The sequence below is a fragment of the [Mycobacterium] stephanolepidis genome, assembly GCF_002356335.1.
GTDB classification, from domain to species: Bacteria; Actinomycetota; Actinomycetes; order Mycobacteriales; family Mycobacteriaceae; genus Mycobacterium; species Mycobacterium stephanolepidis.
This window is the reverse complement of record NZ_AP018165.1, coordinates 2,530,094-2,544,076: the sequence shown is the minus strand read 5'-3', so window position 1 is coordinate 2,544,076 and position 13,983 is coordinate 2,530,094. Positions and strand designations below refer to the sequence as shown.

12 protein-coding genes are annotated in these 13,983 nt (G+C 65.0%); 6 read left to right on the top strand and 6 right to left on the bottom strand.

Annotated elements, in window-relative coordinates:
• Positions 1 to 41: 41 nt before the first annotated feature.
• The 3 genes from MSTE_RS12600 to MSTE_RS12590 are packed head-to-tail and all read right to left on the bottom strand — an operon-like array spanning position 42 to position 3,617.
• A complete protein-coding gene (locus MSTE_RS12600; protein WP_096501633.1) occupies positions 42 to 1,379 on the bottom strand; it encodes a glutamate-1-semialdehyde 2,1-aminomutase in 1,338 nt (445 codons plus the stop codon).
• Positions 1,376 to 2,719 (bottom strand): O-antigen ligase family protein, encoded by a 1,344-nt coding sequence (locus MSTE_RS12595; protein WP_157997684.1) that lies wholly within the window; start codon positions 2,717 to 2,719, stop codon positions 1,376 to 1,378. Before MSTE_RS12595 ends, MSTE_RS12600 begins: the two co-directional genes overlap by 4 nt.
• Positions 2,691 to 3,617: a hypothetical protein gene (locus MSTE_RS12590; RefSeq protein WP_096501629.1), complete on the bottom strand. Its 927-nt coding sequence runs from the start codon at positions 3,615 to 3,617 to the stop codon at positions 2,691 to 2,693. The genes MSTE_RS12595 and MSTE_RS12590 overlap by 29 nt, the downstream gene beginning before the upstream one ends.
• Before the next feature lie 130 nt (positions 3,618 to 3,747).
• Here MSTE_RS12590 and MSTE_RS12585 point away from each other — a divergent pair, with 130 nt between their 5' ends.
• Positions 3,748 to 4,554: a WecB/TagA/CpsF family glycosyltransferase gene (locus tag MSTE_RS12585; RefSeq protein ID WP_157997683.1), complete on the top strand. Its 807-nt coding sequence runs from the start codon at positions 3,748 to 3,750 to the stop codon at positions 4,552 to 4,554.
• Between the two features lie 3 nt (positions 4,555 to 4,557).
• On the opposite strand, the gene MSTE_RS12580 is transcribed toward MSTE_RS12585, so the two are convergent.
• The gene (locus tag MSTE_RS12580; RefSeq protein WP_096501625.1) at positions 4,558 to 5,634 is read right to left on the bottom strand and encodes a glycosyltransferase family 4 protein; all 1,077 of its coding nucleotides are present in this window, start codon (positions 5,632 to 5,634) and stop codon (positions 4,558 to 4,560) included.
• Between the two features lie 32 nt (positions 5,635 to 5,666).
• Between MSTE_RS12580 and MSTE_RS12575 the strand changes: the two genes are divergently transcribed.
• Genes MSTE_RS12575 through MSTE_RS12565 form a run of 3 tightly spaced genes read left to right on the top strand, consistent with a single transcriptional unit; the run spans position 5,667 to position 10,171 of the window.
• Positions 5,667 to 7,142: a flippase gene (locus MSTE_RS12575; protein ID WP_096501623.1), complete on the top strand. Its 1,476-nt coding sequence runs from the start codon at positions 5,667 to 5,669 to the stop codon at positions 7,140 to 7,142.
• A gap of 5 nt (positions 7,143 to 7,147) precedes the next feature.
• Positions 7,148 to 9,130: a glycosyltransferase gene (locus MSTE_RS12570; RefSeq protein ID WP_096505813.1), complete on the top strand. Its 1,983-nt coding sequence runs from the start codon at positions 7,148 to 7,150 to the stop codon at positions 9,128 to 9,130.
• A 12-nt stretch (positions 9,131 to 9,142) separates the two neighbouring features.
• Positions 9,143 to 10,171, top strand: a complete 1,029-nt coding sequence (locus MSTE_RS12565) for a glycosyltransferase family 4 protein (RefSeq protein ID WP_408645919.1) — start codon at positions 9,143 to 9,145, stop codon at positions 10,169 to 10,171.
• On the opposite strand, the gene MSTE_RS12560 is transcribed toward MSTE_RS12565, so the two are convergent.
• The gene (locus MSTE_RS12560; protein ID WP_157997682.1) at positions 10,136 to 11,230 is read right to left on the bottom strand and encodes a glycosyltransferase family 4 protein; all 1,095 of its coding nucleotides are present in this window, start codon (positions 11,228 to 11,230) and stop codon (positions 10,136 to 10,138) included. The two genes, MSTE_RS12565 and MSTE_RS12560, sit on opposite strands and share 36 nt — an antisense overlap.
• A 51-nt stretch (positions 11,231 to 11,281) precedes the next feature.
• Between MSTE_RS12560 and MSTE_RS12555 the strand changes: the two genes are divergently transcribed.
• Positions 11,282 to 12,307 carry a glycoside hydrolase family 6 protein gene (locus MSTE_RS12555; RefSeq protein ID WP_231897102.1) on the top strand — a complete coding sequence of 342 codons (1,026 nt, stop codon included), beginning with the start codon at positions 11,282 to 11,284 and terminating at the stop codon, positions 12,305 to 12,307.
• Here MSTE_RS12555 and MSTE_RS12550 read toward each other — a convergent pair.
• Positions 12,304 to 13,479: a class I SAM-dependent methyltransferase gene (locus tag MSTE_RS12550; protein ID WP_408645788.1), complete on the bottom strand. Its 1,176-nt coding sequence runs from the start codon at positions 13,477 to 13,479 to the stop codon at positions 12,304 to 12,306. The two genes, MSTE_RS12555 and MSTE_RS12550, sit on opposite strands and share 4 nt — an antisense overlap.
• On the opposite strand from MSTE_RS12550, the gene MSTE_RS12545 reads away from it, so the two are divergent.
• Positions 13,423 to 13,980, top strand: a complete 558-nt coding sequence (locus tag MSTE_RS12545; RefSeq protein ID WP_096501617.1) for a dTDP-4-dehydrorhamnose 3,5-epimerase family protein — start codon at positions 13,423 to 13,425, stop codon at positions 13,978 to 13,980. The two genes, MSTE_RS12550 and MSTE_RS12545, sit on opposite strands and share 57 nt — an antisense overlap.
• The last annotated feature ends 3 nt before the right edge of the window (positions 13,981 to 13,983 follow it).

Here is a 13,983-nt window from a genome sequence, read left to right as displayed (position 1 = left end):
ACGCGGGGCGATAAACGCATGAACCCACAAGATGGGCGCGGCTAGGGGATCCGTCGGGGCGCGGCGAGTGAGCGCAATGCCGGCGCGACGGCCGGGCCCACCAGGAATCCGTCGGTACCGCCCGCATCGAGGGCGCGTCGATAGATCTCGGCGGCACCGCGCACCGCTTCGAGCGTCAACTCGATGTCGATGGACGTGTGTGCGGCGGAGATCACAAAGGATTGCCCCAGCACGCCGCGACGCAGAAGTTCTTGCAAGAGCAGTGCCCGGTACGCCTGTGACGGCTGCCTGTCTGGATCGAGGCTGGCGAAGGCAAGGCACGACGAACGGCCCACGGTCTGAATATGTTCGTCCACACCAAGTTCGGCGGTGATCTCGGCGACCCCTGACGCAAGGCCGCGGCCGGCGGCCTCCATCGCGTGGACCGGGGCGTCATCACGATAGGACTGCACCACGGCACGAAATGCCGCCAGTCCCACCGCCTCTGGCCCATTGGTGGTCGACAGGAGAAATGTCCGGGGGTCATCGGTCCGCAGGCCGCCGCGTTCCATGTAGTCACGCTTTCCGGCGAGTGCGGCGATCGCAAATCCATTGCCCATGGCCTTGCCCCAACACGACAGGTCCGGGGTTACCCCATAGACCGCCTGGGCGCCCTGGCAGGACCACCGGAATCCGGTGATGATCTCGTCGAAAACCAGCAGCGCACCGTGGTCGGTGCACAGTGATCGCACCGACTCCAGGAATCCGGGTGCGGGCTCGGCCGCCGCACTGGCCGCTTCCATGATGACGCACGCGATTTCCCCCGGGAAACGGTTGAAAAGCGTTACCAAAGAATCGAAATCGTTGTAGCTGAATCTGGCGATGTCGTCGGTCGCGGCCTTGGGGATGCCCGCGTTCATCTCGGTGGTGCCGATGAACCAGTCGTCGGTCGAGAAGAACGGTTGTCGGCACGCCGCCACCATGGTGCGTCCGGTGACGGCGCGGGCAAGGCGGATGGCGGCGGTGGTCACATCCGACCCGTTCTTGGCGAACTTGACCATCTCAGCGGTCGGCACGGTACGCAGAAAGTCTTCGGCGGCTTCGGCTTCCAGCACCGTGGGTCGGCTGAAACTCACGCCCCGGGCCAGGGTTTCGCGGACCGCGTCTACCACGGGACCGTACGCATGGCCGAGCGTTATGGCGCGCAGCCCCATGCCGTATTCGACATAGGAATTGCCATCGACATCCCAGACCCTCGCACCCGCCCCGTGGGTGAGCACCGGTGCCATGCCCAGCGGGTACTGGTCGGCTCCGCGTGCGTAGGTATGCGCGCCTCCCGGCACCGCGTCGTGGAGCCGGGCTTGCCATGCGTTCGACTGATCGAATCCCCGGTGTGTCATGTCTGGACTTTCTGATTGCGTTTGACCAGCGCCCATGCCGCACCCGCGAGCACGATCAGCAGCCATCGAACCATCGAAATTTGTTGGAAAGCAGATACATCCAACACCGAGGCGACGACAGTGAGCGCGACGAGCCCACCGAGCACACCGTTGATCAACTCTGTGGTGGGCACATCGTCACAGCGATTGCGCGCCCTGGCGGCGTACATGATGGCCGTGATCATCAGGACGATCAGGGTCAGCAAGCCCAAGATCCCACCTTCGATGAGGCGGCTGAGGTATTCGTTGTCGAGGACAGGCTGCTCGGGTCCAAGCGGATAGGTGAACGCCCCCTGTCCCAACCAGAAATGCTCTGTCCAATGGGACATCACGTAATCGATTCCGCGGGCGCGGGATTGCAGCGACGGATCGTCGGCACTGCCCATGAAGGTACTGATGATCGCGTCGAAGACACCCAGGCCGCTCACCGCGGCAACTGCCGCCGCACCGAGGGCGGCCGCGACCAATCCCGCGAGCCGCCGAACCGGCCAGCGCCATGACATGACCAGAATGGCTGCCGCTAATCCGATGAAGGCGGATCGAGAAACCGTCACCACCGAGCCCGCGATCACCACGATGGTCAGTAGCGCCCACGGCCAGGCCTTACGGCCAGCGGCCTTGGCGCTGTACACCAGCGCCACCCCGATGGGGGCGATCGTGGTCAGCACCGCACTCAGCTCGAGGGCATGGGCCGCGGCACCCTGCGCACGGACGACACCTTCACGGACAATCCCGTGTGCGACACCGGTGTCCCCGAACTTCATGATGCCGGGGATACGGATCATGGCCGCGATATCGAGGCCGGTCCCGAACTGCACCAGCGCGAAGGCCGCGGTGATGGCACCGCCGATGACGAGCGCCTTCAACAACATCTCGATAGTGCGCGCGGAATTGTCGGGGTAGGCGGCGAAGAGAAAGACGAAACCGATGAGAGCGGTCACCGTTACCGCGAACGCGGCAATGCCCTGCCCGGCTTGAATCAGGGCCACATGCGGAAGGACGTGTGTGGTGACGACGTTGAAGGACACCACAGTTGTCAGTAGGGAGGCCAGGATCGCGATCGTGAGCCAGGGTGCGCCGAGTGTAAGCCGATGGCCCGACAGCACCCAATAGGCACCCAGGGCGCCGACGAGAATCAACGCGACCTGGGCAGGGCTCAGTCCCTTCAACGCGTACACCGCGTACACCTGCCGGGTGCTCAAGAGCACGATCAACGCCAGCGCCACGAACGTGACGGCGTCGGGCCCGCGGCCAGAGACCACCGTGGCTCGGCTATCGGTCTGCGGAAGGCTTGTCGTCACGCCAGCTACGGAAATCGGTGAGTCGGGGCGGAGTCCAGTTCAACACCGCTTGGGCAAGTGCCTCGTCGTCGATCTGGACGTTATCCAAATCATCATCGATGATCGTTGGCTTCGGAGGGTTTGCCACCGTCTGGCTGTTGCCGTTCGTTTCGGCCTGAGCCGGTTCACCGACGGGTTCGGCAAGGGTGGGGCGTGTATCTGCGGCCTCGGGGACCTTCGTCTTCGCCCGGGCCTTGATCTTGGTACGGCCGCCAGTGGACTTTTCTTTGCGACGACGGGCCGCAAGCGCGTCGTACACCAGCAGCACGATGATGCCTGCCAACAGCGCCGCCACCGCCATGGAGCCCGCCGATTTCATGGCGCTGGAGGACGTCACGACCGGCGCGGTGGGTTCCTGCAGCACGGTGAGGCTGGCCCAGTTCTCGGGGGAGACGGAGGCGCCCACCTGGAGTTTCACCAGGTTGTCGCGGGCCACGTCCAGCAATGCCGAAGCACCTGCCTGGCAGTCGGAGGTGGCGCTGCACAGCACCAGAATCGACACTTGTGGTGACGGCTGTTGATTGCTCGGTCCCAGGTCAATGGTGTTCGAGACCTTGTAGTCCACGCCCGGTGCCGCGGCAGCGATCACGGCCTGTGCGGGCTGGCTGGACATCGACGTCGCGAGGATGCCGGCCAGCTGTGCCTTCTCCGGCGAGAGGTTCAGCATGGGGTTCGCACCGAGGGTGTCACCGGTCGACGAATACGTGGGTGGTGGTATGACCACGGCCGACGCGGCGGATGCCCGGACGGTGACGCCGGTGGTGTATCCGTACGCTCCCGCGCCACATGTCAGCAGGATCACCAGAAGTAGCGCAATTCGCCGGTTCAAGATCCGCTTGACCAGGTCGTTGACGTTCACGGGCGCTCCGACTCTCGCTATCGTCCGGACTATCCGCAGCAGGCGCGCCGTCCCATAACCAGCGTTATTGGTCACGAGCATAACCCACACTTGCCCGCTGTCCGGAATCGACGGCGCTAGGCTATCCGCCGTGTCGACAGAAGAGCTGGGCCCGCCGATAAGGGTGATGATCTCCCAGGTCACGGTGGATCTTTGCTCAGTGCGTGATGTGCTGGACGGGGTGAACAAACGTGCCTCAGCGCGTGGTGCTCGGCCGCTTGTTGTGGGCTCGGTGAACTTGGACCATTTCCATCATTTCGGTTCTGGTCGCGCGAACCCTGATTGCGCAGTGCTGGGCCCCGCGCTGGATTGGTTGATGCTCGCCGACGGGGCGCCGATCGTGGCCCGCGCCCGCCTCAGAACTCGGCGGAACTGGCCGCGGATTACCGGAGCCGACCTGTTACCGATGGTTCTGGAACAGGCGACGCGCACCGGTCAACGCGTAGGATTCCTCGGCGGGCTGCCGCAGGTGCACGACAGGCTGCGCACTGTGCTGCGAGAGGAATATCCGGGTCTTGCGGTGGCCGGTCTCTGGGCACCCGATCGCACGGATCTCATCGACTCGGATCGCAGCGATACGTTGGCGCGGGACATCGCGGCCGCGGGCACCGACGTCCTGGTGGTGGGGCTTGGAAAACCTCTGCAGGAATTGTGGATTGCGCGCCATGGTCTGACCACCGGTGCAGCCGTACTGCTGGCCTTCGGAGCATCGGCGGACTTCCTTGCCGGCGCCGCGACGCGCGCCCCGGATTGGATGCAGCGTTGGGGACTCGAGTGGTCCTACCGGTTGGGTCGGGAACCCCGCCGGATGGCCCGCAGGTACCTGATACAGGGACCGGCCTCAGTGGTGCGGTTACGAAAGGCCGCTGTCGAGCCGGCACTGCCTTGGCACGCGTAGTAGCTAAACCCCATGGATAATGCTCGCGAAATGCTCAGCCATCCGTTCGGAGCTGAACTCCGCCCGTGCCCGCCGTGCCCCAGCCTCTCCCAGGGCGCGGGCGCGGTCGGGATCGCGCGCCAAATCCGCGATCGCGCGGGCGAAGGCGTCGGGGTCGCCGGGTGGCACCAGGACACCGTCGACGTCGTGGCGGACGTAGTGCGCTATGCCCGGGTTGTCGGTCATCACCACCGGGCGCCCACTAGCCATGGCCTCCAGAGCGACGGTCAGACCGGAACCGGTGATTACGTTGGGCCGCACCGCGATCGCCACGAGTGTGGATCGCCGATACAGATCGCGCATCCGTCCGTACAGCCGCTCGGTGTGCAGCGTGACAACCTCGGGTGGCGCGCTGATCGGCAGCGCGGTGGCCAGCTCGAGCCCGAGGCCCGGACAGTGCTCACGGGCCATCAAAACCGCCTCGACCAGAAGTGCGTGATCGCGGTGGACATCCTCACCCGCGCTGACCACCAAGGGAGCATCCGCGCTCTCCCATGGTTGCACTCGATAGAAATCGGTATCGATGCCTACCGGCGCGAAATGCAGCCGGGCATCATCGACGCCCCAGGCACGCGAGAGCAGTTCGACCTGCGGGGGAGACTGCGAAAAGACCGCTGCGCTACGGGCCAGCGCATGGCGCGCGAGTCCCCGATGAATCGGCGAAGAGTCCGCGGGCTCGGTGAGCCACCCGACTCCGGTCACCACCGGTGGGCTCATGCGTATCGCTGCGGCAGAGGCCGCGGGCACTCCGGTGCGTTCGTCGTAGCAGAAGACGACATCGCTTTCGCGACGCGCCGCCCGGTCTGCGACGACTTCCAGGATCTCCAGATCACCGGTTCGATAACGGAGCTGACCGGCCACGCGCTCGAGGCGGCGCCCAAAAGAGAAGTCACTGAAGGTTGGTATCACTCCGTAGTTGGAGAGCCGGTGCAGTCCATAGGGTGCACGGTCCGGCACCTCATCGACGCGGTTCCGGGCCTCCCATCGCGAAGCCGAAACGCCGTGCGGCAAAGCCACATACGCGTGCAGTCGTCGTTGCATTGTTCCCATCCCGTATCGCCGCAAGGTAGCACATGACATCCGAACATACCGATGGATCCCCGGTCACCGAGCCGGCGTCGGGCCGCCGGATTGCCAGTGCCGTCGCATGGCAACTCGGCGGCCGGGTGCTGGGGACCATCGCTTCCATCGCGGGGATAGCGCTCACAACCCGCGCTCTCGGACCGGAGTCGTACGGGCATCTCAATGCCGCGATCTTCTTCATCGGCTTATGGACCAGCCTGACAGAGTTGGGTATCGGCGTCGTCATCGTCCGACGAGTCTCGGCCGGCGCCGGCAGTCTGCAACGCTTGGTCGGTATCAATCTTGCGTTCTCGCTCAGCTATTGCCTTCCGCTTGCCGCCATGGCGGCCCTCTCGGGATGGCTCATCTATGCGGATCACCCCGAGGTGCAGTCGATGCTGCTGATCATCAGCGCGAGTCTCACCCTGACGACACTGTCGAGCTGCCTGAACCCGATCTTCATGTCTTCGGTCCGGTTTTCGGCGGTGGCGCTCGCGGACACGCTGTCCCGGGTCGCGATGCTGGCAGTCACGATTTTCCTGGTTACCGTTGACGCAGAACATGTTTGGTATGCGCTGCCTCAGGTGGTCGCCCCGGCCGCACTGTTGCTGATTCAAGGTATCGCGGCGCATCGGATCACCCCGTTGCGAATCATCCTGTCGGCGAATGAGACGTGGGGCCTGGTGCGCGAAAGCCTGCCACAGACAATGGTGCTCATCATCGGCGTGCTCTACTGGCGAATCGACGGTGTGATACTCAGCCTGTTGAGCACACCTGCGGAGGTCGGCAGGTATGGGCTGGCGTACCAGACCGCGTTCACCTTGTCACTGGTGGGGAACTTTTTCCTGGGCGCAACCCTGTCCACGATGACGGGGCTGTTCGCCGCCTCGCGCGAACGATTCGCAGCCTTCATCGACCGGTCCATGGGATTGATGTTCGCCATCGCGGTCCCGGTGGCGGTCGTAGGGTTTTTCGTGGGACGAGATCTGGTCGCGCTCCTGGGGTCCGAGCAGTTCGTGGACAAGTCAAACCTGGTGATGCCGTTGCTTCTGGTCGCGGTGGGACTGACCTTTCTGACCGGCACCGTCAGTCAGGCCCTGTTCGCGGCACATCATCAGACGTTTCTGCTGCGCCTCAATGTGTTCAATCTCGCTGCCAATATCGTTCTCAACGTCGCCCTGATTCCTCACCTGGGTTCGCTGGGTGCGGCGATCGCACTGGTAACCAGCGAGGTGGTGGGCTTGATTGCCGCCAGCGTCAGGTTGACGACCTGCGCGGGTTATCACACACCGTGGATGTTCCTATTGCGGTTGGGGCTACCGACCGTGGCCGCGGTGGGTGCGCTACTCCTTGCCGCACAGTGGATCCCCGAGTTGATCGCCGCCGTGATCGCCGCCGGTGTCTACATCGGCGTGAACCTGTGGGCGGGGCCCGTACACCTGCGCGATGTTCGGGACATCCTCCGTAAGGAGGCCTCTGATGGGTGAGCGACATGGCTAGGAAGAGGCACGGCGAACTCAATCGGGCTTACCTGCCGTCTCCTCGGGTGAGCGCGGTGCATGGGGGTATCGCGGTGTGCATCGTGGCGTATGGACGGCCAGACCTGTTGGCAGCCTGCCTGAAATCCTGTCGCGAACATCTTGGCGACCTGCCGGTGCACGTATGGGACAACTCGGGGCCGGGCTACCCGGGAATGCAGGCCGTGCGGGCGAGCTATCCCGCCGCGCATTGGCACGGTACGGGTGAAAATCTTGGATTCGCCGCGGCCGTCAACAGGTTGGCAGATCTCGCGCCGCGAGCGCATCTGCTGCTGTTGAATCCCGATGCCACCGTGCAGGGGCCGCTCACGTTGACCCGCGCCCAGGTTGCGAACGAAACGAAGGTGGCGGCGGCAGCGCCACCGATACAGGCCGCCACCCCGCACCCCGGTGAGTTTCCGTGGGACAACGGGCACCGAAGTCCCAATCTGCTGCGGGCGTTGGTGTCGCGCGCGGGCTACGCGCCGGCTTTGCGCGGCCGGGTTATCTCCGAGCTCTACCGGACACGCCCCACCGCCGTGGACGGATATCTCACCGGCGCCTGCCTGTTGATCAACCGGCAGGCCTGGAATGAGGTGGGCGGGTTCGACGAGGAGTTCTTCCTGTACGGCGAGGAGGCAGATTGGCAGCTGCGCGCACGGTCCGCGGGCTGGAGCCTGGTTCTCGTCGATGAGCCCGGTGTCCTGCACAGCGCCAAGGGGACCGTCGCCGGAGATGAGCACCGCAGCATCCGTTCCGATGATCTGCTGCGCGCGAACATCGCATTGACACTCGAGCACTCGCGGGGAGTGCGCACCGCCGATTTTTACCTGGCCGGGACGTCCGTACTGGACCGCGTGCAGCCCGGGGCCCGCCGGGCACGCACGGCGCGGATCGGGGCGAGCTCGGGGCGCCCACAGGTAATCCTCACCACGAATCGGTTGGTGTACGGGGGAGCCGAGCGACAGCATGTATTGCTGGCCACCGAACTGGATAGACGTGGATACTCGGTGACCATCGCATGCATGCAGCGATTCGGCCCGTTGGTGGCCGAGATCCCGCCGACGGTGCGCGTGGTACGCCAACCCTGGTGGTGTCCTGCCTTTGAGACAGCCGACGGTCCCGCGATCCTGGTGTCGGGGGACACCAACACCGAGACCGGATGTGCAACGTTGTGGCGCGCATCCGGACTAAACCGCAGATGGCTTGTGGCGGCGCATATCCCGCCCGAGCTGAATACGGGTACCTATTCGGGTCCGCTCGCGAGGGCGATGAGCCGGGCCGACGGGTTCATCGCGCTGTCGCAGAGACACTGGGACGAGGTGTCGGCACACCAGCGGGTGGGTACCCGTTTCTTCACCGCCCCCAACGGGGTCGTCAGCCGTCGCGCACTTCCCGAGCAAGCACCCGAGCGCAGGGAACCGGACGGCCCGCTACGTTTTGTGATGCTGTCTCGCATAGTCGAACACAAAAACCCGCATCTGCTGGTGGAGGCGCTGAGCGGGTTGACCGAATACGACTGGCAACTCTCCATATTCGGGGACGGACCCGATCGTCAACGACTACAGGCTCTCACTCCCGAGGCGGTGCGCGATCGTGTGCACTGGCGGGGTTGGTCACCGGGACCCGAGCATGCGCTGGCCGATTGCGACGTGCTCTGCGTGCCCAGCCGAAGCGAGGCCTTTCCCCTGGTGATTCTCGAAGCAATGGCGCGGGCCGTGCCGGTCATCGGCTCCGCGGTGTGCTCGGTCCCCGACATGCTCGACCACGGTAGCGGTGTGGTGGTCGACCCTATCGATGTGCCGGCGTGGCGGACCGCCCTCGAGAATGCCCTTACCGCACCCGACCACCTGACAGCGTTGGGGCGTAAGGGATTTGACCGTATGCGTGATCTGTACACCATCGAGACAATGGCGGACTCGTACGAGGAGGCCTTCACCGCGGTGTTCAAGGGTTGATGCCGGATGAGAATCCTGTGGTTGTCTCCGTGGATGCGTCCCTTGGCGCGTGTGCATGCCGAGGCGCTGCGAGCTCGGGGTGCTGCGGTGCTGTTGGTGACCTCCGATCAGCATCCGGAATCCGGTCCGGCGCGGGACTACGAGCTGGTCCTGGAGCCGTCACTCAAGGAACCGGCCGGCTGGGTGTCATGGGCACGCGCGGTGCCGCAAGTCCGGGCTTTTCAGCCAGACGTGGTGATCGATGAGCTGGTCCGCGACCCGCGTTGGCAGGTGTTCGGCGCGGGTCTGCCACGCGTGCGACTCATCCACGATGATCGGCCGCACGACGCCTCCGAAGAAGTGCCGCGGTGGAGAAGCGCCGCGTTCCGCCGGTGGGACAAGAACACGGCTCACCGGGTGGCGTTCAGTGATTACGTCGCACGGCAGATAACCGGGCGCGAGCCATCGCCGGTCGGGGTGGTTCCGCTCACGAGTGATCTGGACCCGCAACAGGTCCCGTCCTTCGTTGCCGCGGGCGGGCGTCGGGATTTCGTACTGGTCGGGCGACTCAACGGCTACAAGAACGTCGGCCTCATCCTGGATGCGTGGCAGGCGCATGTCGATGGTCCCGCATGGCAAGGCGATAACCTGGTGCTGATCGGTGACGGCGATATCCGCAGGGCGTTACCCGACTCGGTGCGGTGGATTCGCGGACCGTACAGCTATGATTCTGTGCTGCAACCTCTTTCAGAGGCCAAGGCGTCGGTTGTACACTACCGTCAAGCATCGCAGAGCGGTGTGCAGACGTTGTCGATGCAACTCGGGGTGAACGTCATCGTCTCCACCGAGGGCGCATTGCCTGAATTCCAGCCGCCCGGGGAGGTGGCACTGCACCGTGACGACACATCCGGACTGACCGCTGCGTTCGACCGTCATGCCGACCCTGCCGTCGCCGCTCGTCTCGGCTGGGAAGCTCAAGTGCATTACACGCAAAACTTCACCGCGGATCACGCTGCGGCCAGGTTGTTAGCGATCTGCGAGCGACTTCCACGTCCGCACTAGCTGCGCCTCCCAGCCTGCGATATCGAGACCGCGTACCGTCTCGCGTGCGGCGGCCGCCAGTCGGCGGCGCTCTGTCTGGTCGATACTCAGCCGGGTAAGGGCCGACACCAGGGCTTCGACGTCGCCGGGCGCCACGAGTACGCCGTTCTCTCCGTTGTGTACCACCTCAGCGATCGATCCGACCGGTGAGGTGATCACCGCGACGGCCGCGGCCATGGCTTCCAGAAGCGCCATGGGCAGCCCCTCGGCATAGCTGGGCAGTAGGAAAATATCTGCACCACTGAGCAATTCGGCCCCGGCAGCCGCGTCCAGCCAGCCGTGCACGGTGATCACGTCCGCGACATCGGCCGCCACCACCGCGGCACGTGCCTGCTCCACGTCGCCGTCGCCGGCAAGGTGAATACGCAGTGAGGCGCGAACCTCGGGTGCCAATTCGGATGCTGCCCGGATGATGTCGTAGGTGCCCTTGCGCTGCCCGAGCCTGCCCAGGCTTACGGCCGTCAGTGTGTCGCCGCGCGAGGAGGCAGGCTCATCGGGGATACGCACCGGATTCTGCAGCACGGACACTCGTGCGGGATCGAGCTCCAGACAGGCCGCGTACTCGTCGGCGAGTTCCCGTCCCAGAATGATCCACCGGTCCGCGGGCAGTCCCCATCGCACAGCACGCCGCACCGCCATGTGCCGGCTCCGGTACCAACCGCAGAAGTCGAAGCTATGCGCGTGTATGAGCGCCGGCACTCCGCGGATGCGCGCGGCCCACAGCGGCATCGCCTTGCGTGCCACGCTTCCGCCGTGGCCCAGGTGGACGTGCAGGATGTCGACGCGCCCGGTGAGGACCAACCACGATGACGCGATCATGCCGCGCACTCCGACCCACAACCAGCGCCACCGCGCGGCATCCACATAGGTGGGCACCACCCGCACGGTCACGGCGGGGTCAGTCAACGCCGCCATATGCGCCATGACGGTTGCCATGCCCCCACGGCTCTCAGGACTCGCCGGGGCTGGCCCGATGGCCAGGACGCGCATCGGCGCCGGCCCGGGGGCGGAGTTGGACACGGGCCAAGTGTAGAGGTCAACAGCTCGGTATCGTTCCCCGCTGTGACCGGTATGCCCGCAGCCAGACACCGCCGTCCGCAGGTGGTGCGCGCAGCAGCGCTGGCGGTGTTGACGCTGGTAGCTGGGATGGTTCTGGCACGCGACTCCAGCAAGTTCGAGCACCCGCACGCCTCGGACACGATGGCACGTCGGCTTGATACCGGCCCGTTGGTGCCGAACGCGCTCGATGTGCAGTGGTGGGTACGAGATCACCCCGATGATCCGCGCGCCGCTGCCATCCGGGATCGGATCGCGCGGTACCCGATCGCGATGTGGGCCACCGGCAATGACGAGGACGACAGCCGCAATATCGGCGATATCGTCGAGCGCGCGCGAAAGGCCGGTGGCACCGCGCAATTGACGCTCTACAACATTCCGGATCGCGATGACGGCTTCTCCGGACCGCACCACGCAGTCACGCCCCGGATCTATCGAGCATGGATCGACCGAGTGTCCGCACTGGTAGGGGAGGCCCGGCTGGTGCTGATAGTGGAACCGGACGCGCTGTGGTTCGCCGATCGACAATCCCTGGAGGGTACTGATTTTGACGATCGGATCCGTTCGTTGCGCTATGCGGTGCAGACCTTTTCGTCGAATAACGTCAACACCCGCGTCTACGTAGACGCGGGAACCTCATCCGGTTCGGTGACACCCGAGCGGATGGCGGCGCTGCTGGCGAAGGTGGGCGTGTCCGACCGCGTCGGGTATGCCGTCAATGTCTCGTCCTTCGCGCCGACCGCCGAGATCACCGCCTACGCACAACGCATCAGGGCGGCGTTGCAGCAATGGTTCGGTGTGCGCGATCCACGGTACGTCGTCGATACGTCGCAGAATGGCAACCCGGATTGGAACTTCGATTGGTGCAACCCTGCCGGCCGCATGCTCGGCGCATCGCCGGTGGTGCTGGGGCAATCCGATGGTCTGGATATGAACCTCTGGATTCTCGCGCCGGGTAGCTCCAACGGTCCCTGTGGCATCGCCTCCGACGCACCCGGCGGACAGTTCAGCCCCGTCCTGGCGTCGGTGTTACTGCGTTAGCACAGTCCGGTCATCCAGCGGCCGTCCAGCTCCGGAAAGCGCAGGCGGACTTCCGTATACAGATCCGGCAGGGTAAGCAGCACCCGGTCGGGATCGGCAAGCACCAGATCCGCGGGTGACACGATCGGTATATCTGTGCCGGGCATGCGTCGTCCCTGCTTGGCAGGAGATGCATCGGCGACCGCCATCACCGACTCCGTGGTCAGTCCGGCCCGGTGAAACAGCGCCACCGCACGTGACGGTGCTCCGTACGCGTACACGCGCTCTCCGGATGCACGTCTTTCATCAAGCCACTGCGTGAGGCGCCGCACCTGCTGGTCCACCTCATGCTGCAGCTCGACGAATCGATGGGGATCGACTGCTCCACTTGCTTTCTCCCGTGCAACGATCTGCTCTGCGGCGGGCGGCAGGGGATGTTCGCCATGGCGTGCGGCCACCAGCAGGGTGCCGCCGTATAGGTCGAACTCCCATACCGCCACCACGGACATGCCCGCGTCGGCAAGCATTCGGCGTAGCGCGGTCAGCGAGTAGTAGGCGAAATGTCCGTGTCGTAGCGAATTCCATTGACCCAACTCCAGGATCGTCGCTATCGAATGGAATTGCAGAAGCAGCACGCCCTCGGGGCCGGTGCGGCGGGCGCGCATATCGATAGCCGCGGCCTGGTCACTGTCGTGCATCATCCCGAAGCTGTCCAGCACCAGGTCCGCGGGCTCCTCAGATCTGACCTCGAAACCCTTGGAAAAAACGAGATCCAGCCAGCTGCCGCCATGAGGACTGGTGAACTCGTAGACGGTGCGCCCGCTCAACAGCCCGGCGGCGTCCACTCGGGCAACCGCGTCGGCTGCCTGATCGCGCAGGGCTTGCGGCTCCACGGCACGCGGCTCCTCGGTGTCTGTGTCGTCGACATCCAGCTGTGCGAGGGCACAGTCGGTGCACAACACCATCGCCAAGGGATGTAAGGCGTCTGCCGCGGGTGCGCTGGAAGCGGCGGGGAAGTGATCGGCGGCGGGTACGGCGCCCAGGTCCAACACCCGGTGCAGTTCTCGGCCTCCGCAATACCGGCACGTGATCACCGTTGGTACCACAATGTTTCCTCGATACGGCAGGATGGCGGAGTGCGCATCCACACCACCGAGATCGACGGCGTACTGCTGATGGAGCCCACGCCGCACCAGGATGATCGTGGGTTCTTCACCCGAACATTCGACGCCACCACATTCGACGAGTACCAGCTCGCCGCGGGCGCGGCGGTGCGGGCCGCCGACTTCTTACAGGACTCCCAATCGCGTTCGCGCCAAGGTGTATTGCGCGGTCTACATGGACGCTCGGGCCTGGGGGAAAGCAAGCTCATCCGTTGTGCGCGCGGCGTCGTGTTCGACGTGCTGGTGGACGCACGCCCCCAATCACCGACTTTCGGACGTTGGCAGAGCTTCACTCTCGACGATTCCACCTTCGCGCACCTATTCGTCCCGGCCGGCATATTGCATGGCCATCAGGCGCTGACAGAGTGGGCCGACCTCTGCTATCGCATCGACCGACCGCACGATCCCGCCGAGGATGTCTCGGTCGCCCATGACGATCCCCAGCTCGGCATCGACTGGCCGCTTCCGGTTACCGTCATCAGCGCCAAGGATGCCGCGGCGGGCAGTTGGGCCGCGCTGACCGGGCGCTGACCG